The following is a 21,677-nucleotide window of genomic DNA, read 5'->3' as shown; positions in this document are numbered from 1 at the left end:
CTCAGCTGCGAAGTTGATCGGCCACCGGCAGGCGGCGGATGCGGGTGCCCGTCGCGGCAAAGATCGCGTTGACGATGGCCGGGGCGACGGGCGGCAGGCCCGGTTCCCCGACGCCCCCCAAAGGCTGGTCATAGCCGCCCGAGGACACGAGATGCACGTTGATCTCCCGCGGCGCGGTCTCCATGCGGGGGATCAGGTAGGTGTCAAAGTTGTCCTGCTGCGCGCGCCCGTCCTGGAAGGTGATCTCGGCCGTCAGGGCCTGCCCCGCGCCCATGATGACCGCCCCCTCCATCTGAGAGCGGATGCGGTCGGGATTAACGTGCGCGCCGCAGTCGATGGCGATCTCGACGCGCGGAATGCGCACCGCGCCGTCCACGACCTCGACCTCGGCCGCCACGGCGACATGGCTGACAAAGCTGTAATGCGCGGCAATGCCCAGGCCGCTGCCGGCGGGCATCTGGCGACCCCATCCGATCGCCTCGGCCACGGTTTCGGTGACCGCCCGTAGGCGTCCGGTGTCGATGGGATAGCGCGCCGGGTCCTCGCCATAGTTCCAGACATCGCCGATCTCGCTCGGGTCGATGAGGCGGGCGGGGCCGATCGTCTCCAGCAGGTATTCCAGCGGATCGCGCCCCGCCGCCGCCGCCAGTTCTGCGATGAAGGACTGGATAGCGAAGGCATGCGGGATGTTGGACACCGACCGGTACCAGCCGATGCGCACATGGGCCGGGGCCTGCGGGTTCTCGGCCCGGACGTTGGGGATGTCCAGGGGCATGTTGGTCAGCCCCATGCCCAGCTCGAACGGCAGCTTTTCCTTGGGGTCAGGGGCAAAGATCGACCCGATCGTGGGGGCGGCGGTGCGGTGCAGCCAGGCCACGGCCTTGCCCTGTGCGTCCAGCCCCGCCTCCAGCCGTTCGACCGAGACGGTGTGGTAATAGCTGTGGTGCAGGTCGTCCTCGCGCGTCCAGGTCAGCTTGACCGGGGCGCCCATCTCGCGGCTGAGGATCGCGGCCTCCAGCACGAAGTCGGGCTTGGACTTGCGGCCGAAACCACCGCCCAGCAGGGTGACGTTGACGGTCACATCCTCCTCGGGCAGTTCCATCCGCTGTGCCAAGCGCAGGCGGGTGACCTGCGGCGCCTGCACGCAGGCCCAGACTTCGCAGGACCCGTCGCGCACATCGGCCACGGCGGCTGGCGGCTCCATCGGGGCCTGCGCCAGGTGGGGAATATAGTATTCGGCGACCACGCGGGTCTCTGCCTCGGCCAGGGCCGCGTCGACGTCGCCCCGGTTCAGGATCAGCTTGCCGTCGCCGGTCTGCACCGCCGCCTCAAGCTCTGCCCTGAAGTCATCCGAGGAATAGGCGGCATGCGGCCCGTCCTCCCATTCGATGACCAGCGCTTCGCGCCCCTTGATGGCGGCCCAGGTGTTGCGGGCAATGACCGCGACACCGCCAAGCGGCTGGAATTCCGCGGGGATGGCGGGCGGGTCCAGCCGCACGATGCGCTCGACCCCGGGCACCTGCAGGGCGGCGCTGTCGTCCAGGCTGGCCACGCTGCCGCCAAAGACCGGCGGGCGGGCGATGACGGCATACAGCATGCCTTCGCGGCGCACGTCGATCCCATAGGTCGTGGTGCCGCGGGTGATGTCGTCATTGTCGACCAGCCCGATATCGGCCTTGCCGACGTAACGGAACGTCGCGGGGTCCTTCAGGCGCAGGCCCTCGCGGTCGGGAACCGGCAGGGCGGCGGCGGCGGCGGCCAGTTCGCCAAAGCCCATCGTGCGGTCCGATCCGGCATGACGTACGACATGCCCCTCGGCGCGCACTTCGGACAGGGGCACGTCCCACGCCTCGGCCGCCGCCTGCTCCAGCATGGTCCGGGCCGAGGCCCCGGCACGGCGCATCGGGCCGAAGAAATGCCGCAGGCTGCGCGAGCCGTCGGTGTCCTGGTTGCCATAGCGCGGCTCGTTGCCGGGGGCCTGGGTCACGCGGACCATGTCCCAGTCGGCTTCCAGCTCGTCCGCCACGACCATCGCGATCGAGGTGCGCACGCCCTGCCCCATCTCGGAACGGTGGACGGTCACGGTGACGATACCGTCCTCGCCGATCGAGACGAAGACGTTCGGATCGTCGCGCCAGCCGTTGGGCATCGCGTCGGCGCCGAACTGGACAGGCGCGTCCTGCGCGCGGCCCGGGCGGGGCAGCCCGATGGAAAGAACCAGGCTGCCGGCCCCCATGCCCAGCAGCAGGGACCGGCGGCTGACATTGGCGATGCGGAGGGATTCGGGGACGCGGTTCGACATCATTCGGTCCTCGCTTCGGCGGCCTGCTTGATGGCGGCGCGGATGCGCGGATAGGTGCCGCAGCGGCACAGGTTCGCGCTCATCACCGTGTCGATGTCCTCGTCGGTCAGGTCAGGGGTGGAATCCACCAGCGCCGCGGCCTGCATGATCTGCCCCGCCTGGCAATAACCGCATTGCGACACGTTCAGGTCACGCCAGGCGACCTGAACGGGGTGGTCGCCGTTCTCGGCCAGACCTTCGATCGTGCGGACGTCCGACCCGTCCGCGATCGAGATGGGGGTGATGCAGGCAAAGGTCGGATAGCCGTCCAGATGGATCGTGCAGGCGCCGCATTGGGCGATGCCGCAGCCGAACTTGGTGCCGGTCAGTCCCAATTCGTCGCGCAGATACCACAGCAGCGGCATTTCGGGATCGCCATCGAAACTGTGTTCCGTCCCGTTCACGGTCAGGGTGATCATGATGGCTTCCTCGCTTTCGGATCAGGGCCGGTCGGCGTCGTGCGCGCATGTGACCGTCAAGGGCAACGCCCTTCGGTAAACCGGGTTCCCGAGAAATCGCGCGCCAGTTGCCGGGATGATCCGAAACCGGCATCGATGCAGGTCCAGGCATCGGTCCCGTGCCAGGACCATCCTTTATCAGGTGGAGCTGTCCGCGGCGACGGATTAGGCGTGATGATCAGACTGCGCCTTTGGCGCTTGACGACCGGCACCCGGTCGGGACAGGAATCCGCCTTGTGTCCGGGGCGCGCACGGGCCGATACCATCCAAGGCATGGGACAGCAGATGAGCCAGGAAACAGCAGGCGCGGACATCGACGCGCGCTTTCGCACCGGAACCCCCGGCCTGGATGCCGTGCTGCTGGGCGGGCTGACGCCATCGCGGCTGTATCTTGTCGAGGGCACGCCCGGATCGGGCAAGACCACGCTGGCGCTGAAGTTCCTGATGGAGGGGCGCCAGGCGGGTGACCGCGGCCTCTATATCACCTTGTCCGAGACCGAGACAGAGCTGCGGGCCGTCGCGCGGTCGCATGACCTGACGTTGGACGGCATCGACGTCTTCGAGATGATCGCCGAAGACGAGTTTGGCATCGACCACGAACAGTCGCTTCTGCATCCCAGCGAGGTGGAGCTGGGAGAGACGGTGCGCGGCATCTTCGATCTGGTGGACCGGACCGACCCGGTGCGCGTGGTGCTGGACAGCCTGTCGGAACTGCGCCTGCTGGCGCAGAACCCGCTGCGCTATCGCCGCCAGATCCTGGCGTTGAAGCATTTCTTCGCGCGCCGGAACTGCACCGTGCTGATGCTGGACGACCGCACGGCCGAACCCGGCGACCTGCAGCTGCATTCGATCGCGCATGGCGTCATCTCGCTGGAGCAGCTGGCCAACGATTTCGGCTCGGAGCGCCGCAGGCTGCGGGTCGTCAAGATGCGCGGCCTGAAATATCACGGCGGCTATCACGACTTTACCATCGAACGCGGCGGCATCCGCGTCTATCCGCGCCTGATCGCGGCCGATCACCACCGCCGCTTTTCGGCCGAACCGGTGACCACGGGGCTTGCCGGTCTGGATGCGCTGCTGGGCGACGGCCTGTTTCCCGGAACCAACACGCTGTTGGCGGGGCCTGCCGGGGTGGGCAAGACGACGACCGCCGTGCGCTGCATGATCTCGGCCCTGCAGCGTGGCCAGAAGGCGGCCTATTTCCTGTTCGACGAACGGCTGGCCACGCTGATGACCCGATCCAGGGTGCTGAACATGGACCTGCAGCCGTTCATCGACGCCGGCCTGCTGACGATCCGCCAGATCGACCCGGCCGAACTGTCCCCCGGAGAGTTCGCCAGCGCCGTCCGCAGCGCGGTCGAGAAGGACGATGTCGGACTGGTCGTGATCGACAGCCTGAACGCCTATCTGCACGCGATGCCAAGCGACAATTTCCTGGTGCTGCAGATGCACGAACTGCTCAGCTATCTGGCCCAGCAGGGCGTGGTCTCGCTGATGATCCTGGGTCAGCACGGGGTGACCGGCGATCTGCGGTCGGACCTGGACATCAGCTATCTGGCCGACACGATGATGATGCTGCGCTTTTTCGAGGCCGACGGAGAGGTGCGGAAGTCGATCGCGGTGATCAAGACGCGCACGTCGGACCACGAACGCACGATCCGCGAATTGCGGATCGACGGGGGCGGCATCGTCATCGGCGCACCGATCCGGGGCTTTTCGGGCATCCTGTCCGGGACCCCGGTGCTGGTGGGCACCGAGAACGACCTGATGGCGACCGATCCGCAGAGGGACCGGGCACGGTGACCGACGGGTCGACCGCGCGCGACGACCTGGCCCTTGCGGTGGCGATCCTTGCGCCGCGGGGCCGCGACGCCGCCGTGGCCGCGGCGCTTCTGGACAAGGTCGGCATCGCCTCGGTCCAGGCACGGGACCTGCCCGCGCTGGCGGGGCTGGTCGGAGCAACCATCGGCGTGGCCCTGGTCACCGAGGAGGCCCTGGTCGCCGCGGATGAGGGGCTGCTGCAGCAGGCCCTGGCCGATCAGCCGTCCTGGTCGGACGTTCCCTTCATCGTCCTGGCGAACGGGACGTCGCGGCACCGATCGGACCGGGCCAAGGCCCGCATCGACGCGCTGCAGAACGGGGTGCTGCTGTCGCGGCCGCTGCACGCGGAGGAACTGGTGCGCGCGGTCCGCTCTGCCCTCAAGGCCCGCGCGCGGCAGTACGAGGCGCGCGACCGCATGCACGAGCTGCAGACCCGCGAGGCGCAGCTGCACGACAGCGAGGCCAAGTTCCACGCCATCGCCGATTCCGTCGACCAGATGATCTGGTCGACCCGCCCGGACGGCTTTCACGACTATTACAACCACCGTTGGTACGAATTCACCGGCGTGCCCGAAGGCTCGACCGACGGCGAGGCCTGGGCCGGGATGTTCCATCCCGACGATCAGGACCGCACATGGGCGCGCTGGCGTCAAAGCCTGGAGACCGGCCAGCCCTACGAGATCGAGTATCGACTGCGGCACCGGTCCGGCGAATACCGGTGGGTCTTGGGTCGCGCCAAGCCGGTCCGCGATGCGACGGGGCGGATCACCCGCTGGTACGGCAGCTGCACGGACATCAACCGCATCAAGGTGGTCGAGGAACAGCTTCAGCTGATGCTGGGAGAGATGAACCACCGGGTCAAGAACTCGATGGCGATGGTGCATTCCATCGTCTCGCAGACCCTGCGCCAGGCCGAGACGCTGGACCAGGCCCGCATGTCCATCCAGTCGCGCATCGGCATCATGGCGCGGGCCCATGACCGCCTGGTCAAGGCGACCTGGACCGAAACCGCCATCACCGAGGTGGTCGAGGCGGCCCTGGGCCCCCACCGCATGAGCGCGGACCGCTTCCGGGTCGCGGGGCCGGACCTGGCCCTGGGGTCCAAGCAGGCACTGGCTCTGACCATGGCGCTGCACGAACTGGCCACCAACGCGATGAAATACGGCGCCCTGTCCGCCGAGACGGGCCATGTCCAGGTCCGGTGGGACCGCGACGACGACGCGGAGCCTGTCGGATTTCGCCTGTCCTGGCAGGAACATGGCGGGCCGACCGTCACCCCGCCCCGCCGCCAGGGCTTTGGCAGCCGGATGATCGAACAGGCCTTGGCGGGATACTTCGACGGGATCGCGGAACTGGATTATGACCCCGGCGGTTTGCGTTTCGAACTGACATCACCACTGACCGGCCTGACGCAGCAGGACTGAGCGTCCGCCACCCCATCCCCGGAAGAACCATCATGTCCCAGCCCCGCAACGCCGTCCTTGTCGTCGAGGACGAAATCCTGATCCGGATGGAAGCCGTCGACATGATGCACGACGCGGGCTTTCGGACCTACGAGGCCAAGTCGGCCGACGCCGCGCTGGCCACGCTGAACGGCACCTCCGACATCGCCATCCTGTTCACCGATGTCGAGATGCCCGGATCGATGAACGGCCTGAAGCTGGCCGCCCATGTCAGCGCCACCTGGCCCGACATCCGCATCATCGTCGCGTCGGGGATCCTGGGCGTCAGGGACGCCGACCTGCCGCCCGGTGCGCGGTTCTTTCCAAAGCCCTATCCCACGGACCAGATCATCGACGCCCTGCACCAGATGACCGGCGATCCGGCCTGACGCCCTGCGGGCTACCGGGACGGCGCGTTCGACAGCGCTGCCGCGCGGGCCGCGATGATCTGATCGCGCGTCTCGCGGACATGGACGATCTGCTGGGACCCCTGCCGATGCAGGCCAAGGATGGTCGCCCCCTCGGGTCCGTTCTCGATGGTGAACCGGGTGTCGGCCTCGAAACTGAGAACGACCGGGTGGTGCCCGGCATTCCCGTCAGCGTCATACGGGGCATAACTTGCCACCTCCTGCGCGATGCTTTGATCCGCAGAGTTGGATACCGAATGCCACCTTCCATCAAGTGATTTCGAAGGCATAACGTACCCAGGTCGGACACCGTCCAGGCACCGACGCCGCCTGCCCTGCATCGCAGACGGCCCCGCCTGGATTGATCGCGATCCCGCCGGCCTATGCGGTCGAGCGGCGATCCTGACGCGGCCCGGCCGGGGTCCGCGCCCTGTCGTCGCGTGCGTCGCGGTGGCCGGCGACCTTGGCGCTGCGCGTCGCACCGTCCAGCGCGCGGACCATGGCGACCTGCATGTCCAGCTTGTCGCGCAGGTCACGATAGACCGCATTGTGGGAATAAGCCGTCAGCGCCGTGTCGATGATCTCCCAGTCCTTGTCGGACATGGACAGCCGAAACGTCGTTTCCGTCGGAACACCTTGCATACTCGATACCTCGAACAACTACACGATGTGTGTACCCCCGTTTGTCCATTTTGCGCACTTGGCTATTTGTACAGCCATCTGCCCGGACTGCGATCGCGGCGCCCGCGCCTACGACAATCCGCCGATCGGGTGAGTTTGATCTAGCCAAATGGCCGAACTGTATGGTTCAATACACGCTCTGCGTGCATTTCTGACCAAGAGGAGCATGTCATGACGATCATCGACCCCCAGATCTGCGCCATCCTGCAAAAGATGGTCCAGACCTGCGAGGATGCGCAGTCCCGGTCCCGTGCCCGAAAGATCGCCTGTGACAGCGACCTGAGGGGCGCCCCTGATGCAAGGGCCGGAACCTGCCGCAGCGGCTAGACGGGCCATACCGCCCCGGCACGGGGCGCAAGGCGGCAAGCCACCTGCAGGTCGGGGCAAGGAACCCGCCCCGACCCGCCTTATCGGACCACGGTCACATGTTGGGATAGTTCGGCCCGTCTCCGCCCTGTGGGGTGGTCCAGACGATGTTCTGGCTGGGATCCTTGATGTCGCAGGTCTTGCAGTGGACGCAGTTCTGGAAGTTGATGACGAAGCGCGGGCCCGACGCATCCTCGACCACCTCATAGACGCCTGCGGGGCAATAGCGCTGCGCGGGTTCGGCATATTCCGGCAGGTTCACCGCGATCGGCACCGAAGGGTCGCGCAGCTTCAGGTGGCAGGGCTGGCTTTCCTCGTGGTTGGTAAAGGAAAACGCCACGTTGGTCAGCCGGTCGAAGGACAGCTTGCCATCCGGGCGCGGATAGTCGATCGGCTTGTGATCGCGCGCCTTGCCGGTGGCGGCGGCGTCCGACTTGCCGTGGCTCCAGGTGCCCAGGGGGTTCCAGCCGGTCAGGTTGGCGGTCCACATGTCCACCGCACCCAGCATCAGGCTGGCCGACAGGCCAAGGCGCGACCAGATCGGCTTGACGTTGCGCACGCGCTTCAGGTCGGCACCGATGGCACCGCCGCGCACCGCGCCGTCGTAATCGGTCAGCCGGTCGCCCTCGCGCCCCGCCTTGATCGCGGCGGCGGCGGCATCGGCAGCCTCGATCCCCGAGAGCATCGCGTTGTGGTTGCCCTTGATGCGCGGCACGTTGACCATGCCCGCCGAACAGCCCAGCAGCACGCCGCCGTCGAAGGACAGCTGCGGCAGCGACTGCCAGCCGCCCTCGGTGATGGCACGGGCGCCATAGCTGATGCGCTTGGCCCCCTCCAAGAGGTCCGCGACCATCGGATGGTGCTTGAAGCGCTGGAACTCCATGTAGGGATACAGGTACGGATTGGCATAGTTCAGGTGAACCACGAAGCCGACCAGCACCTGGTTGTTCTCGAGGTGATAGATGAAGCTGCCGCCGCCGGCATTCTTGCCCAGGGGCCAGCCCATCGTGTGCACGACGCGACCCTTGTGGAACTTGTCGGGAGAAACCTCCCAGATCTCCTTCATGCCCAGGCCGAACTTCTGCGGATCGCCATGGGCCGACAGGTTCAGCCGCGCATCGATCTGCTTGGCCAGGCTGCCGCGCACGCCTTCGGCGATGAAGACGTACTTGCCGTGCAGCTCCATCCCCGGCTCGTATCCGTCGCCGATGCTGCCGTCGGGTTCGCGACCGAACTCTCCGGCGACGACACCCTTCACGCGATCCCCGTCCCAGACCACCTGGCTGGCGGCCATGCCGGGGAAGATCTCGACCCCCAGGGCCTCGGCCTGTTCGGCCAGCCAGCGGCAGACATTGCCCATGCTGACGATGTAGTTGCCGTGGTTCGACATCAGCGGCGGCATCGGCCAGTTCGGCACGCGCACCTGCCCCGCCTCGCCCAGGACATAGAAGTTGTCGTCGGTCACCTCGGTGGTGACCGGGGCGCCCTTGTCGCGCCAGTCGAGGATCAGCCGGTCCAGCCCGCAGGGGTCCAGAACTGCACCCGACAGGATGTGGGCGCCCACCTCCGAGCCCTTTTCCAGGACCACGACGGACAGTTCGGCGTCGATCTGCTTCAGCCGGATCGCGGCCGACAGGCCCGCCGGCCCCGCGCCCACGATCACGACGTCGTATTCCATCGATTCGCGAACGATCTCGGTCTGGTCTGTCATGTGCTGGGGCCCCCTCCGTGGCAATCTGGCTGCCAAACAGATAGCGACCCCGGCGGGCGGGGGCAATCGTGACGCGGCGGTTGGCCGCGTGCGATTGCGCGATTCGGGCCATGCAGGCTTGCATTGAGCGTCATTTTGGTGACCATGTCCCCGATCAGCTTCCGCGCCCCTGCCATTCCGCAATGGCAGGGGCGTTGGTTTGGCACCCGCAGGACAAACGCATCCCAACAAGGACCAGGGCAGCGATGGAAAAGATACCGATGACCCCCACCGGCGCGGCAGCGCTGGAACGCGAACTGGGGCAGCTGAAATCCAAGGAACGTCCCGCCATCATCCGCGCCATTGCCGAAGCGCGCGAACATGGCGACCTGTCGGAGAACGCCGAATACCACGCCGCCCGCGAAAAGCAGGGCTTCGTCGAGGGGCGCATCAAGGAGCTGGAGAGCCTGCTGTCGCGCGCCGAGGTCATCGACCCCGCGAAACTGTCGGGCAGCATCAAGTTCGGCGCCCGCGTCAAGCTGATCGACGAGGACACCGAGGAAGAGCGAAACTATCAGATCGTGGGCGAGGCCGAGGCCGACATCGAGCGCGGGCTGCTGAACATCCGCTCTCCTTTGGCGCGCGCGCTGATCGGCAAGGACGAGGGCGACAGCGTCGAGGTGACCACCCCCGGCGGCCAGCGCAGCTATGAAATCGTCGAGATCCGGTACGGATGACGCCATGTCCCTGATTGCACGCATCGCCAGCCTGGCCAACCGCGACCGCCTGACCACGGTCGGCTTTACCTTGACCGGCGTCTGGCTGTTCCTGGTCGCGCTGTTCTGGCTGCTTGGGCCCGCGGGCACCGATGGCGGCCCGTCGGGCGTGGCGCGCCTCGTCTCGATCATGGGGACGGTCCTGCCGCTGGCGCTGATCTGGCTGGGCGTGTCGCTGGCCCGCCAACTGGCCATCCTGCGCGCCGAGGCCGAGGACCTGCGCGCCCGACTGACGCATCTGCGCGGCGAGGCAGCCCCGGTGGGCGACCTGCCGCCGCCCGCCCCCCGCGCCGCACCCCCCCCCGCCGCAGCCCCCGCCGAACCGCAGCCGGCCGCCGCGCCGCGCCCCGCCGCCCCGCTGCCCAAGCCCCGCCAGACCGCCGATCAGCGCCAGGCCGCCCTGCGGTTCGAGGCCCAGGGCGCCCCGGTGGACGCCACGACCCTGATCCGGGCGCTGAACTTTCCCGACGGTCCCGACGATGTCGACGCGATCGACGCCCTGCGTCATGCGCTGAAGGACCCCGCGCATTCCAAGGTGCTGCGCGCCGCGCAGGATGTCGTGACGCTGATGGCGGGCCAGGATGTCTACATGGATGACCTGCCGCCAGAGATGGCCCGCCCCGACGTCTGGCGCCGCTATGCCGCCGGTGAACGCGGCAGCGCCGTCGCTGCCCTGGGCGGCATCCACCACCAGCCCGCGCTGGAGATCGCCGCCACCATGCTGCGCGAGGACGAGATCTTTCGCGACACCGCGCATCACTTCCTGCGCCATTTCGACGGGCTGACGGCCCGCCTGGTACCGGAACTGGACGACCTGCAGATCGCCGTGCTGGCCGACAGCCGGTCGTCGCGCGCCTTCATGCTGCTGGGCCGCGTGTCGGGCGTCTTCGGCTAGACGCTCAGGTGCAACAGATGGACCTGCCCCCACCAGGGCAGGCCATACCGGCCCCGCCCCCGGTCCGAAAACCCCACCCTGTCGTAGAAGGCCAGCGCGCCCCGGTTGCGGGCGCGCACCTCGGCCCGCAGGCCGGGGCGGCCGTCGCGGGCGGCGACCAGCGCCCCCGCCTCGATCAACGCGCGCCCCGTGCCCTGCCGGGTGTCGGTGACGGCAAGCCCGTCGATGACCAGATCGCCCGTGGGCGGCGCCGCGCGGAACAGCCAGCCTGACAGCCCCGCGCCGCCCTGCGCGANCCCGCCGGCACCGTCGCGCAGACCCATCACCCCGCAGACCGCCCCGGATGCATCCACCGCCACCACGCCATGCCCGGCGCGGACCCGCGCAGGCCAGCGTCCNCGCCCAAAATGCGCGCGCCACAGCGCCGCCGCGGCGGGCAGCAGGCTGTCGGGGATCGGGTGCAGGATCTGCATCGGCTGGCCTTGTCTTGCCTTGCGTGTCGTGCAAGCAAGGTGCCGCGAAACGCAGGAAGACGAAAGCGCCATGTCCCCCGCCCCCGAACCCAGGCCCTCGGCCCGGCAAGCCGCCGCCGATCAGGCGGCAATCCGCGTATTGGCCCGGACGCCGGCCGCCGCGTTCCGCCACGGCATCGTCCAGTCGCTGCCCTTCCTGGTGGTGATCGTGCCCTTTGCGGTGCTGTTCGGCGTGGTCGCGACCGAGGCCGGGCTGAACCTGGCGCAGGTCATGGGGTTTTCGGTGCTGGTCCTGGCGGGCGCGTCGCAGTTCACGGCGGTGCAGCTGCTGACCGACAATGCGCCGGCGCTGATCGTGATCCTGTCCGGGCTGGCGGTGAACCTGCGCATGGCGATGTATTCGGCGTCCCTGCTGCCGTGGCTGCGGGACGCGACACCCGGCCACAAGGCATGGGTCGCCTATGCGCTGATCGACCAAAGCTATGCGCTGTCGATCCAGCATTACGAACAGTATCCGCGCCTGACCATCGCGCAGCGGCTGGCCTATTTCGGCGGCACGGCGCTGGTCTTGTGCGTGCCGTGGATGATTGCCACCTGGGCGGGCGCCACCGTGGGCCAGGCCATCCCCGAGGGGATCGCGCTGGATTTCGCGATGCCCATCACCTTCCTGGCGATGATCGCGCCGATGCTGCGCACGCCTGCGCATCTGGCCGCCTGCTTTGTCGCGATCGTCGCGGCGCTGGCGCTGGCGGGGCTGCCGTCGGGGCTGGGCCTGCTGATGGCCGCGCCCCTGGGCATGGCCACCGGCGCCCTGGTCGAGATCCGCACCGAACGCAAGGAGGCGCGCGATGCAGGCGTCCGCGACTGAGATCTGGGTCATCATCGCGGTGCTGGGCGTCGGCACCTACCTGATCCGCTGGTCGTTCCTGGGCGCGCTGGGCGACCGCGACCTGCCGAACTGGATGCTGCGGATGCTGCGCTATACCCCGGTGGCGGTGCTGCCCGCGCTGGTCGCGCCGCTGGTCGTCTGGCCCGCCGCGACCGGCGGCAATGCCGATCCGGCCCGCATGGCCGCCGCCGCCGCGACCGTGGCGGTGGGCGTGCTGACCCGCAACGTGATGCTGGCCATCCTGGCCGGGGGCATCACGCTGGCGGGCCTGCTTTACCTTCTGTAACCGCCGATCGTCCCGTCCTTCTGACGCAGCAGGACGTCGTGGTTGTTGGCCGGGTCGCCGTCATAGTGACGCTTGGACACCACGCCCGGCTGGCGCAGGAACCATTCGCGCAGCTTCAGCGGAGAGAACCCCCGCGGCACCGTCTCGAACCCCGGCACGCCGGACAGGACGTTGCCCGATTCGATCGCGCAAAAGCTCTTGTTGGCGGAACCGTTGGCCTCGGCCCGGCGGATCGCCAGGTCGGCCACCTCGCGCGGAACCAGGATCGTGTCCTCGGCCACCCAATAGGTCTCGCGCGCGTGGTAATCGATGTAGAAGTTCTTGAAGTTGTCGGTGATGCCGTAAAGCACGTCGCGCCGTTCGGGAATGCGCGGATGGCTCCAGCTGCCGGCGGGATCATAGATCACGCGCTGGCTGCCGTTGAACATCAGCGCCGAATGGCCCCCCTCGCCGCGCGGGATGCCGATCACCGTGAACAGCGTGATCGAGGTCGGCGTGGCGGACACATAGCGCGCGTCGCGCACGGCTTCGTCGCTGGCCCAGATGTTGTCGGCCCCGCAGGCGGTCAGCACGACCGGCAGCGTGGCCGCCAGGAAGACGCGTCGCTTCATGTCCCCGCCCGTCCGATCAGGCGTTCGTCAGGGCCATGAAGACCAGGACCGCCAGCGATCCGACGATGACCCAGGTGGATCCGCGGATGAAGCCCGCGAAGGTCTTCTTGTGGTCGGTCAGGTCCATCGTTCCCTGGGTCGCTTCGGGTTTGTTGTCGTAGTCGGCCATCACTGCCCCATCGGTTTGCGTTCATCCTGCGATAGCGGAAAGCGGCGCAGCTGTCACGCCCCCCACAGCACCGCACCCTGCGTTTCGCCCACAGGCCGGATGCGCCCGGCGCGGTGCAGGTGGTTCACATGGGCCACGGCCTCGACCATGGCCAGTCCGTACTCGGCCTCGCCGATGCGGCGGCGGAACAGGATGTCGAAACACCCGACCGCGGTGCGCGGGCCGTCCGCCAGGGCCTGCGCCAGCCGGTCCAGCCCGGCGCGGTGGTTCTGGATCAGCTGTTCCAGCCGGAAGGGCAGCCCGGTGAAGGGCAGCTTGTGTCCCGGCAGCACCAGATGGTCGGCCCGCGCCAGCGCCGCCAGCCGGGTGCAGCTTTCCAGCCACTCGCCGACCGGGTCGGCCTCGGGCTCGGTCGGATAGACCCCCAGGTTCGGAGAGATCGACGGCAGCAGCTGGTCGCCGCCGATGACCAGATCGCAATCCTGCGACCACAGCGTCGCGTGGCAGGGCGCATGGCCATGCCCCATCGCCACCCGCCAGCGCCTTCCGCCGAAGGTCACCGTGTCGCCCTCGACCAGGCGGGTGAAGCCCAAAGGCAGCGGGTGGACCACGTCGGCAAAGTTGAAGGGCCGGTCGCTGGCGCGCCGGTCCAGCATCTCGGCCGCCATCCCGGCCCGCCGCCAAAACGCCAGCGCCTGCGGGCTGGCACGGTCCTGCACGTCCAGGACCAGCATCCGCGCCATCAGCCATGCGGTGCGGCTGATCCACAGGTCGGCGCCCCGTTCCATGAACCAGCCGGCCAGCCCGATATGGTCGGGATGGTGATGCGTGCCGATCACCCGCACGACCGGCCGCCCCTGCAGCGGCCCGTCCAGCAGCACCTGCCAGATCTCGCGCGTGCGCGCCGTGTCAAAGCCGGTATCGACCACCGTCCAGCCGTCGGGATCGTCAAACGCATAGACGTTGACATGGTCCAGCTTCATCGGCAGCGGCAGGCGCATCCACAAGACGCCCGGGGCGACGGTGGCGTTCGGTTCGCCCTGGCCCGCCTGCGCCTCGGCCAGATCGCCGGTGAACCGCGGCAGGACGCGCGCCATGAAGACCCGCGCCAGCGCCAGATGCGCCGGTCCGCCCTTCAGCGCCGCGCGCAGGTGGTAATGCCCGCCCAGCACCCGCGCAAAGGCGGTCAGATAGGCGACCGCGCCCGCGAAACGGTCGGCCATGTCACGCTCCAGCAGGGCCTGGGTCGCCTCGCGCAGGGTCTCGGCGGCCTGCCACAGCTGGTGGGCCAGCTCGGGATGCGCGGACTGCGCGGCCTTGGCCCCGTCCAGCACCTCATCCAGCAGACGCATCGCGGCCTCTCCGCCGTCCGACAGCTTGCGTCCGACCAGATCCATCGCCTGGATGCCGTTCGTGCCCTCGTAGATCGAGGTGATGCGCACGTCGCGCAGATACTGCGCGGCGCCCGTCTCCTCGACATAGCCCATGCCGCCATGCACCTGCACGCCCATGTCGGCCACGCGGATGCCCACGTCGGTGCCATAGGCCTTGGCGATCGGCGTCAGGAAGGCCGCGCGGGCGGCCTGATCGGCATCCCCCGTGGCGCGGTCCATGTCGATGGCGGTGGCGCAGGCCAGGCCGATGGCGCGGGCGGCAAAGACCTCGGCCTGCGCGGTGGCCAGCATCCGGCGCACATCGGGATGGCCGATGATCGGCCCCATCTGGTTGCGGTCCACCGCATAGGCCACGGCCTTCTGCAGCGCGGCCTCGGCCACGCCCACGCCCTGCATGCCGACGCCAAGGCGGGCCACGTTCATCATCGTGAACATCGCCGCCATGCCCTTGTTCTCCTCGCCGACCAGCCAGCCGGTGGCGCCGTCATAGGACATGACGCAGGTCGGGCTGCCATGGATGCCCAGCTTCTCCTCCAGGCTGACGACCTTCAGGCTGTTGGCCAGGCCCGGATTGCCCTGATCGTCGGGGATCAGCTTGGGGACCATGAACAGGCTGATGCCGCGCGTCCCCTTGGGCGCGCCCGGCAGACGCGCCAGCACCAGGTGGCAGACGTTCGACGTGACGTCGCTGTCGCCCCAGGTGATGTAGATCTTCTGCCCGCTGATCCGATAGGTGCCGTCGCCCGCCGGTTCCGCCCGGGTGGTCAGCGCACCCACGTCGCTGCCCGCGCCCGGTTCGGTCAGGTTCATCGTGCCCGACCATTCGCCGCTGATCAGCTTGGGCAGATAGCGCGCCTTCAGATCGTCGCTGGCGTGATGCTCCAGCGCCTCGATCTGGCCCTGGGTCAGCAGCGGGTTCAGCTGCAAGGACAGGCAGGCGCCCGACATCATCTCGGCCACGGCCATGTTCAGGGCCTGCGGCAGGCCCATGCCGCCGTATTCCGGATCGGCCGACACGCCGACCCAGCCCCCCTCCGCAATCGCCCGGAACCCGTCGGCAAAGCCGGGCGAGGATCGCACCACGCCGTTCTCCAGCCGCGCGGGGGTCTGGTCGCTGCCCCGGTTCAGCGGCGCCAGAACGTTCTGGGCCAGCTTGCCGGCCTCGGACAGGATGGCGGTCGCGGTCTCGGCCGTGGCCTCGGCAAAGCGGTCGGTCCGGGCCAGGTCGGCGAAGGGGACGACATGGGTCAGGATGAAGTCGATCTGGGCTGTCGGGGCCTTGTAGGTCATCGGGTTCTCCTCCTGGCGCCTTGGCATCGGGCCGCGGCGCGTCTATCAACGGGCGCTGGCGGCATCTTGTGCCGCCGTCCTTTCAGGCTCAACCGAAACCCCGCGTCACGAATGCAGACCCTGCGACTGATCCCCGACCCTGCCGGCCTGGCCCAGGCCGCCCGCCTGCTGGCCCAGGGCCGCTGCGTGGCGATCCCGACCGAGACGGTCTATGGTCTGGCCGCCGACGCGCGCGACGGGGCGGCGGTGGCCGGCATCTACCAGGCCAAGGGGCGGCCCAGCTTCAACCCGCTGATCGTGCATGTGGCGGACCTGTCCGCGGCGCAGGCCGTCGCCGACCTGCCGCCGCAGGCGCTGACCCTGGCGCGGGCCTTCTGGCCGGGCGCGCTGACGCTGGTGGTGCCGCTGCGCACCGATGCGGGCATCGCGGGGCTGGTCACGGCGGGGCTGGACACGATCGGCATTCGCGTTCCTGCCCATCCCGTGGCGCAGGCGCTGCTGCGCGCATCCGGCGCGCCGCTGGCCGCACCGTCGGCCAATGCCTCGGGGCGGATCAGCCCGACCACCGCAGATCATGTGCTGCACCCGGACGGAGGCCTCGACGGGCGCATCGCCGCGGTACTGGATGGCGGTGCCTGCCCGGTCGGCGTGGAATCGACGATCATCGGCTGGCAGGACGGTCGCCCGACGCTGCTGCGTCCCGGCGGCATTCCGGCCGAGGCGATCGCCGCCGCCCTGGGCGAACCCCTGGCCGCGCATCACGCCGACCCTTCGGCCCCGAACGCGCCCGGACAGCTGTCCAGCCATTACGCGCCGCAATCGGCGCTGCGCCTGAACGCGACCCCCGCCCCCGGAGAGACGCATCTGTCCTTCGGCGTCCCCGGCCCGTTCAGCCTGTCTGAGACGGGCGACCTGACCCAGGCCGCCGCGCGCCTCTTCGACCTGCTGCGCCGTGCCGATGCCCTGGGGCGCCCGATCTCGGTCGCGCCGATCCCGGACCACGGGCTGGGCCAGGCGATCAACGACCGCCTGCGCCGCGCCGCCGCCCCCCGCCCCTGATTTCTTCTTTGCCGAAAATACCCCGGGGGAGTCCGCAGGACGGGGGGCAGCGCCCCCCTGACGCGCGGTCCTCTTCAAAGCCCCAGAGAGTTGTAGACGTTCGAGATCCGGCGGATCGCCACCACATAGGCCGCGGTGCGCATGTCCTGGACCTTGGGATTGCTGATCCAGACCTCCTTCATCTTCTTGAAGCTCTCGCGCATCGTGTCGTCAAGGCCCGACCGCACCAGCTCCAGCTCGTCCGCGCCGGTCAGAAACGCCTCCTTGAAGCCCTTGGACAGGGTCCAGTTCAGGCCGGTATCGGCCGACAGACGCTCCAGCTCCTCGACGATCATGCGGGCGCGGGCCTCCTCGTGGCGGCGCTCCAGACGGCCCAGGCTGATCTGCGACAGGTTCTTGACCCATTCGAAATAGGACACGGTCACGCCGCCGGCATTGGCGTACATGTCGGGGATGATCACGATCCCCTTACGGCGCAGGATCGCGTCCGCGTCGGCGGTCACGGGACCGTTCGCCGCCTCGATGATCAGCTTGCAGCTGATGCGTTCGGCGTTGTCGGCGTGGATCACGCTTTCCACCGCGGCGGGGATCAGGATGTCGCACTCCTGCTCCAGCATCGCCAGGCCGTTCTCGTGATAGTCGCCGCCGGCAAAGCCCTTGATGCCCCCGGTCGCGCGGATATGGCCGCGCAGCGCGTCGATGTTGATGCCCTGCGGGTTGGTGATGGCGCCGTCGCGCTCGATCACGCCGGTGATCAGACACTTGTCCTCGACCGACAGGAACTGGGCGGCGTGATAGCCCACATTGCCCAGGCCCTGCACGATCACGCGCTTGCCTGCCAGCACGCCGGTCAGCCCGGCCTGCTTCATCACGTCGTCATGGCGGAAGAACTCGCGCAGCGCGTATTGCACGCCGCGGCCCGTCGCCTCGACGCGCCCGTCGATGCCGCCCGCGGTGCGCGGCTTGCCGGTGACGCAGGCCTTGGCGTTGATGTCGTCGGGATGCAGCCGCTTGTAGGCGTCGGCCATCCAGGCCATCTCGCGCTCTCCGGTGCCCATGTCGGGCGCGGGCACGTTCTGGGACGGAGAGATCAGGTTGCGGCGCGACAGCTCATAGGTGAAGCGGCGGGTGATGCGCTCCAGCTCATCCTCGTTCCAGGCGCGGGGGTCGATGCNCAGACCGCCCTTGGACCCGCCGAAGGGCACCTCGACCAGCGCGCATTTGTAGGTCATCAGGGCTGCCAGCGCCTCGACCTCGTCCTGGTTCACGTCCAGCGAATAGCGGATGCCGCCCTTCACGGGCTCCATGTGTTCGGAATGGACCGATCGATAGCCGGTAAAGGTGTGGATCTGGCCGCGCAGCCGTACCCCGAACCGCACCGTATAGGTGGAATTGCAGACCCGGATCTTCTCCTCCAGCCCCGGCGCAAGGCTCATCAGGCCTGCGGCATGGGTGAACATGCGGTCCACTGAATCCCGGAACGAGGTCGTGTTGACGGACATTGCTGCTTCCTCCTGGTGACGGCGCAAGGTCGATATGGCCGCACGCTAGGCCAATCCGCCCGGTGCCGCCACAGCGGATCGTCGCCGACGGCGCCATGTTTGCGATAAAAACCAGCAGCTTTTGCACGACACGCAGCCCGGCCGGGGTTTTCCTTTTCACACCATTTATTATGCTGATAGGGAAACCGCCTCTCTGTCCGCGGTGTTTGGATGGAAACCAAGGAAGCAGAATGAAGACCGATACCACCCATGCACCGGCCCCCGGCATCACGCGGGGCCGCAAGTTCGATCAGGTCCGTGACGGGGCTGCCGTCATCTTTCTGCGCGACGGTTACGCGGCCGCCAGCGTCGACGACATCGCCCGGTCCGCCCGGGTGTCCAAGGCGACGCTCTACAGCTATTTCCCCGACAAATCCCTGATGTTCCGCGAGGTGCTGCGCGCCACGATGGACAGCGCCTTCCGCCAGCAGCCCTTCGCGGCCGACCCCGCGTCCCAAGCCCGGACCGAGCTGCCGCGGGTATTGTCGGACCTGGCGACATGGGCACTATCGGAACCGCGGCTCAGCCTGCTGCGGGTGATGACCGCCGAATCGACGCGCTTTCCCGACGACGCGCGCGACTATGAAGACGCCTTGGCCAACCGCGTCGCGGCCCCCCTGGCGCAGATCATCGACGGCTGGATCGCCGCGGGGCAGATCCGCGACCATGACAGCGGTCAATCCTCCCGCCAGCTGGTCGCGTTGATCACCGGGCAGGTCCAGCAGCCCGCCCTGCTGACGGGCACCACGCTGCCCGATGCGCAGGTCGCGCGGATCGCCCGCGACGCGGCGGCGCTGTTCCTGTCGGCCTACGGCCTGCAGGCCGCCTGAGGGGGCGACGCGCCCAAGGGCTGTTGCATTCCTGCGATGATCGAAACGTGATCCATCACCCCGCTTCTCAAGGCCGGGGGCGCGGCCTATGCTGGCGGGAACAAGGTCCGGAAACAGGACCGGCAGGGGTGACAGGCGATGATCAGCAAGAACTGGACGATTCGGGCCGCGATGGCCGCCGGCATGGCGCTGGCCGTGCAGGGCTGCGCATCGTCGCCGAACCGCATGCCGCCCGCGGGCGGCTATGCGGGGCCTGCCTATGCGGCCCAGCCCGGCTATGCGCCCGCGCCCTATGCCGCCGCGCCCGCGCCCTATGCGCCACCCGCACCGGCCCCCTATCCGACGGCGCCCTATCCGGCCGCAGCGCCCTTCCCGGCGGCACCCGTGGTGGCGGACCTGCCTGCTGCGACGACCGGCATCACCGGGGTGACCGAACGCAAGCCCGACCTGTGCAAGGCCAGCAGCTACGCCTCCAGCGTGGGCCAGCCCGGCAGCACGATCCCGACGCTCGGCCTGCCCGGCGCCTATCGCGTGGTCGAGTATCGCGGGATCGAACCCCAGGACTATGACCCCGACCGGCTCGTCTTCCGCCTGGATGCGACCGGCACCATCACCAAGATCGATTGCGGATGACCCACATGCACAAGACCACGTTTGCCCTGATCCTTGCCGCGACGGCCCTTGCCGCCTGCGAACCCGCCTATGTCGAGCCGACCCCGCCCCCGGTCGTCGACGAATGCGGCGCCGCCGGCTATCAGGGCCTGATCGGCCAGCCCCGCACGGCCCTGTCGGCGATGAACTTCCCCCTAGGCACCCGCGTCATCGGCCCCGAGGACATGGTCACCGCCGATTTCCGCCCCGACCGGCTGAACATCGAATACGGCGTGAACGGACGCATCACCAAGGTCAGCTGCTTCTGACCCGTTTGGCGTTGCGCCGGCCGCGGCGGGCTGTCACCATTCCGACATGATGAACGCGATCCCGCCCGATGCCGACCGCGTGGTGTTCGACCGCAGGGAACTGAGCCTGATCCTGTCGACCTACGGCCGCTTCGTGGCCGCGGGTGAATGGCGCGATTATGGCATGTCCTTTCTGCGCGACGCGGCGGTGTTCAGCGTCTTTCGCCGCGCCGCCGAACACCCCCTCTACCGGATCGAAAAGCGTCCTCGGCTGCGTGCGGCCCAGGGCGCCTATGCCGTGATCGCGATGGACGGGCGCATCCTGAAACGCGGCCACGACCTGGCCCAGGTGCTGCGCGTGCTGGACGCCAAGCTGATCCGCCCCATCGACTAGGTGCCGCGCGGCTTGGCCCGCACCGTCGGATCGGCCGCGGTCGGGTCCTCGGGCCACGGATGGCGCGGATAGCGGCCGCGCATGTCCTTTCTGACATCGGCATAGGAGCTAGCCCAGAACCCCGGCAGGTCCATCGTCACCTGCACCGGCTTGCCGCCCGGCGACAGCAGCGTGATCCGCAGCGGCCGCCCGCCCACCGCCGGATGGCGGGTGACGCCGAACAGCTCCTGCAGGCGCAACTCGATCGACGGGTCCGCGCCCCCGTAATCGATCGGCACGCGGCGACCCAGGGGGGTGGTGAACTGCCCCGGCGCCTCCTGGTCCAGCCGCTGCTGGCCTGCCCATCCGATCCGCGCCTTCAGCGGCTCGACCAGGTCCAGCCCGCGCAGATCGGCCAGCGTCCGCACCCGGCCCAGCCAAGGCAGCAGCCAGTCGCCATCCGACAGCAGGTCGACATCCGCCACAGAGCCAAGGTCCGGCACCAGCGCGATCCGCGCCCGCAGACGCGCCGCGGCCGGGGTCCAGGGCAGCCCGTCCAAGCGCAATCCCTCCAACGCGGCCGCGGCCATCGCCTCGGCCGGGGCGTCGGGCCAGGGCCGGTCCGACAGCACCAGCGCGCCTAGCCGCTCCTGCAGGCGGGCGACGACGCGACCCTCGCGGCGCGACCATTCGCACAGGGCCTGCTGGCCGATCCGGTCGCCATGCAGCGCGCGCAGATCACCCTCGTCCAGTCGCGCGGCCAGCCTGATGCGCGCCTCGCGCTGATCCCCGTCCAGATCCAGCGCCACGATCATCCGTTGCATCGCCAAGCTGTCCTCTGATGCCAGCACCGCACCCTTGCCACCCGACAGCACGAACCGCGCCTCGTCACCCTTGCGCCGCAGCCCGATCCGGTCGGGATAGGCCAGCGAGGCCATGCCGCCCGCCGACAGGGCCGCCAGGGGGGGTGCGGGGGGGACATCGTC

23 protein-coding genes and 2 pseudogenes are annotated in these 21,677 nt (G+C 68.7%); 13 read left to right on the top strand and 12 right to left on the bottom strand.

What is annotated here, in order from left to right; all coding sequences use genetic code 11:
• Position 1: 1 nt before the first annotated feature.
• Together GBO37_RS16445 and GBO37_RS16440 are read right to left on the bottom strand one after the other, a co-directional pair.
• Positions 2-2,305: a molybdopterin cofactor-binding domain-containing protein gene (locus tag GBO37_RS16445; RefSeq protein WP_252930046.1), complete on the bottom strand. Its 2,304-nt coding sequence runs from the start codon at positions 2,303-2,305 to the stop codon at positions 2-4.
• Entirely contained in the window at positions 2,302-2,760 is a 459-nt protein-coding gene (locus GBO37_RS16440; RefSeq protein ID WP_045983882.1) for a (2Fe-2S)-binding protein, read from the bottom strand. Before GBO37_RS16440 ends, GBO37_RS16445 begins: the two co-directional genes overlap by 4 nt.
• Positions 2,761-3,084: 324 nt before the next feature.
• Here GBO37_RS16440 and GBO37_RS16435 point away from each other — a divergent pair, with 324 nt between their 5' ends.
• Genes GBO37_RS16435 through GBO37_RS16425 form a run of 3 tightly spaced genes read left to right on the top strand, consistent with a single transcriptional unit; the run spans position 3,085 to position 6,451 of the window.
• Positions 3,085-4,602 (top strand): ATPase domain-containing protein, encoded by a 1,518-nt coding sequence (locus GBO37_RS16435; protein WP_252930045.1) that lies wholly within the window; start codon positions 3,085-3,087, stop codon positions 4,600-4,602.
• Complete coding sequence (locus GBO37_RS16430; protein WP_252930044.1) at positions 4,599-6,044, top strand: HWE histidine kinase domain-containing protein; 1,446 nt, start codon at positions 4,599-4,601, stop codon at positions 6,042-6,044. Before GBO37_RS16435 ends, GBO37_RS16430 begins: the two co-directional genes overlap by 4 nt.
• Before the next feature lie 32 nt (positions 6,045-6,076).
• A complete protein-coding gene (locus tag GBO37_RS16425) occupies positions 6,077-6,451 on the top strand; it encodes a response regulator (protein WP_046000779.1) in 375 nt (124 codons plus the stop codon).
• An 11-nt stretch (positions 6,452-6,462) separates the two neighbouring features.
• Here GBO37_RS16425 and GBO37_RS16420 read toward each other — a convergent pair whose 3' ends face one another.
• Positions 6,463-6,687, bottom strand: coding sequence for a hypothetical protein (locus tag GBO37_RS16420; RefSeq protein WP_252930043.1), 225 nt, complete (start codon positions 6,685-6,687; stop codon positions 6,463-6,465).
• A 163-nt stretch (positions 6,688-6,850) separates the two neighbouring features.
• Positions 6,851-7,072 carry a hypothetical protein gene (locus GBO37_RS16415; protein WP_127897766.1) on the bottom strand — a complete coding sequence of 74 codons (222 nt, stop codon included), beginning with the start codon at positions 7,070-7,072 and terminating at the stop codon, positions 6,851-6,853.
• Positions 7,073-7,321: 249 nt separating this feature from the next.
• Here GBO37_RS16415 and GBO37_RS16410 point away from each other — a divergent pair, with 249 nt between their 5' ends.
• The gene (locus GBO37_RS16410) at positions 7,322-7,477 is read left to right on the top strand and encodes a hypothetical protein (RefSeq protein WP_252930042.1); all 156 of its coding nucleotides are present in this window, start codon (positions 7,322-7,324) and stop codon (positions 7,475-7,477) included.
• A gap of 94 nt (positions 7,478-7,571) precedes the next feature.
• Here GBO37_RS16410 and GBO37_RS16405 read toward each other — a convergent pair whose 3' ends face one another.
• Positions 7,572-9,227 carry an electron transfer flavoprotein-ubiquinone oxidoreductase gene (locus GBO37_RS16405; protein ID WP_252930041.1) on the bottom strand — a complete coding sequence of 552 codons (1,656 nt, stop codon included), beginning with the start codon at positions 9,225-9,227 and terminating at the stop codon, positions 7,572-7,574.
• A gap of 245 nt (positions 9,228-9,472) precedes the next feature.
• Between GBO37_RS16405 and greA the strand changes: the two genes are divergently transcribed.
• The 4 genes from greA to GBO37_RS16380 all read left to right on the top strand — a co-directional run bounded on the left by greA (position 9,473) and on the right by GBO37_RS16380 (position 12,525).
• Positions 9,473-9,943 carry a transcription elongation factor GreA gene (gene greA / locus GBO37_RS16400; protein ID WP_046000775.1) on the top strand — a complete coding sequence of 157 codons (471 nt, stop codon included), beginning with the start codon at positions 9,473-9,475 and terminating at the stop codon, positions 9,941-9,943.
• Between the two features lie 4 nt (positions 9,944-9,947).
• Positions 9,948-10,877: a hypothetical protein gene (locus tag GBO37_RS16395; RefSeq protein WP_252930040.1), complete on the top strand. Its 930-nt coding sequence runs from the start codon at positions 9,948-9,950 to the stop codon at positions 10,875-10,877.
• A gap of 543 nt (positions 10,878-11,420) precedes the next feature.
• Positions 11,421-12,218, top strand: a complete 798-nt coding sequence (locus tag GBO37_RS16385; protein ID WP_252930038.1) for an AzlC family ABC transporter permease — start codon at positions 11,421-11,423, stop codon at positions 12,216-12,218.
• A complete protein-coding gene (locus GBO37_RS16380) occupies positions 12,199-12,525 on the top strand; it encodes an AzlD domain-containing protein (RefSeq protein WP_045983097.1) in 327 nt (108 codons plus the stop codon). Before GBO37_RS16385 ends, GBO37_RS16380 begins: the two co-directional genes overlap by 20 nt.
• On the opposite strand, the gene GBO37_RS16375 is transcribed toward GBO37_RS16380, so the two are convergent.
• The 5 genes and pseudogenes from GBO37_RS16375 to GBO37_RS16360 all read right to left on the bottom strand — a co-directional run.
• Positions 12,513-13,136: a hypothetical protein gene (locus GBO37_RS16375; RefSeq protein ID WP_046000772.1), complete on the bottom strand. Its 624-nt coding sequence runs from the start codon at positions 13,134-13,136 to the stop codon at positions 12,513-12,515. The two genes, GBO37_RS16380 and GBO37_RS16375, sit on opposite strands and share 13 nt — an antisense overlap.
• A gap of 16 nt (positions 13,137-13,152) precedes the next feature.
• Complete coding sequence (locus GBO37_RS16370) at positions 13,153-13,305, bottom strand: aa3-type cytochrome c oxidase subunit IV (RefSeq protein WP_064503561.1); 153 nt, start codon at positions 13,303-13,305, stop codon at positions 13,153-13,155.
• A 53-nt stretch (positions 13,306-13,358) separates the two neighbouring features.
• Entirely contained in the window at positions 13,359-13,637 is a 279-nt protein-coding gene (locus tag GBO37_RS21675) for a hypothetical protein (protein WP_371927615.1), read from the bottom strand.
• 33 nt (positions 13,638-13,670) lie between these two features.
• Positions 13,671-14,267, bottom strand: a pseudogene (locus tag GBO37_RS21670) (MBL fold metallo-hydrolase); the annotation flags it as partial.
• Positions 14,268-14,348: 81 nt separating this feature from the next.
• Positions 14,349-15,989 (bottom strand): annotated as a pseudogene (locus GBO37_RS16360) (acyl-CoA dehydrogenase); the annotation flags it as partial.
• Positions 15,990-16,100: 111 nt separating this feature from the next.
• Between GBO37_RS16360 and GBO37_RS16355 the strand changes: the two are divergent.
• Positions 16,101-17,048: an L-threonylcarbamoyladenylate synthase gene (locus GBO37_RS16355; RefSeq protein WP_252930037.1), complete on the top strand. Its 948-nt coding sequence runs from the start codon at positions 16,101-16,103 to the stop codon at positions 17,046-17,048.
• Between the two features lie 74 nt (positions 17,049-17,122).
• Here GBO37_RS16355 and GBO37_RS16350 read toward each other — a convergent pair whose 3' ends face one another.
• On the bottom strand, positions 17,123-18,550 hold the full coding sequence (locus GBO37_RS16350) for a Glu/Leu/Phe/Val dehydrogenase (RefSeq protein WP_252930036.1): 1,428 nt from the start codon (positions 18,548-18,550) through the stop codon (positions 17,123-17,125).
• Between the two features lie 230 nt (positions 18,551-18,780).
• Here GBO37_RS16350 and GBO37_RS16345 point away from each other — a divergent pair, with 230 nt between their 5' ends.
• From GBO37_RS16345 to GBO37_RS16330, 4 genes are all read left to right on the top strand, one after another.
• Entirely contained in the window at positions 18,781-19,419 is a 639-nt protein-coding gene (locus tag GBO37_RS16345) for a TetR/AcrR family transcriptional regulator (RefSeq protein ID WP_252930035.1), read from the top strand.
• Between the two features lie 138 nt (positions 19,420-19,557).
• Complete coding sequence (locus tag GBO37_RS16340; RefSeq protein ID WP_252930034.1) at positions 19,558-20,052, top strand: hypothetical protein; 495 nt, start codon at positions 19,558-19,560, stop codon at positions 20,050-20,052.
• Positions 20,053-20,057: 5 nt separating this feature from the next.
• Positions 20,058-20,339: an I78 family peptidase inhibitor gene (locus GBO37_RS16335; RefSeq protein WP_252930033.1), complete on the top strand. Its 282-nt coding sequence runs from the start codon at positions 20,058-20,060 to the stop codon at positions 20,337-20,339.
• A gap of 46 nt (positions 20,340-20,385) precedes the next feature.
• Entirely contained in the window at positions 20,386-20,712 is a 327-nt protein-coding gene (locus GBO37_RS16330; RefSeq protein ID WP_252930032.1) for a DUF2794 domain-containing protein, read from the top strand.
• On the opposite strand, the gene GBO37_RS16325 is transcribed toward GBO37_RS16330, so the two are convergent.
• Positions 20,709-21,677: ATP-dependent helicase C-terminal domain-containing protein (locus GBO37_RS16325; RefSeq protein ID WP_305884489.1), on the bottom strand; the 969-nt coding region annotated here is incomplete at its 5' end. The genes GBO37_RS16330 and GBO37_RS16325 overlap by 4 nt on opposite strands.

This window comes from Paracoccus sp. 08 (assembly GCF_024105395.1).
Lineage (GTDB): Bacteria > Pseudomonadota > Alphaproteobacteria > Rhodobacterales > Rhodobacteraceae > Paracoccus > Paracoccus marcusii.
The sequence above is the reverse complement of the archived record's forward strand: the minus strand, read 5'-3'. Positions and strand labels throughout refer to the sequence as shown.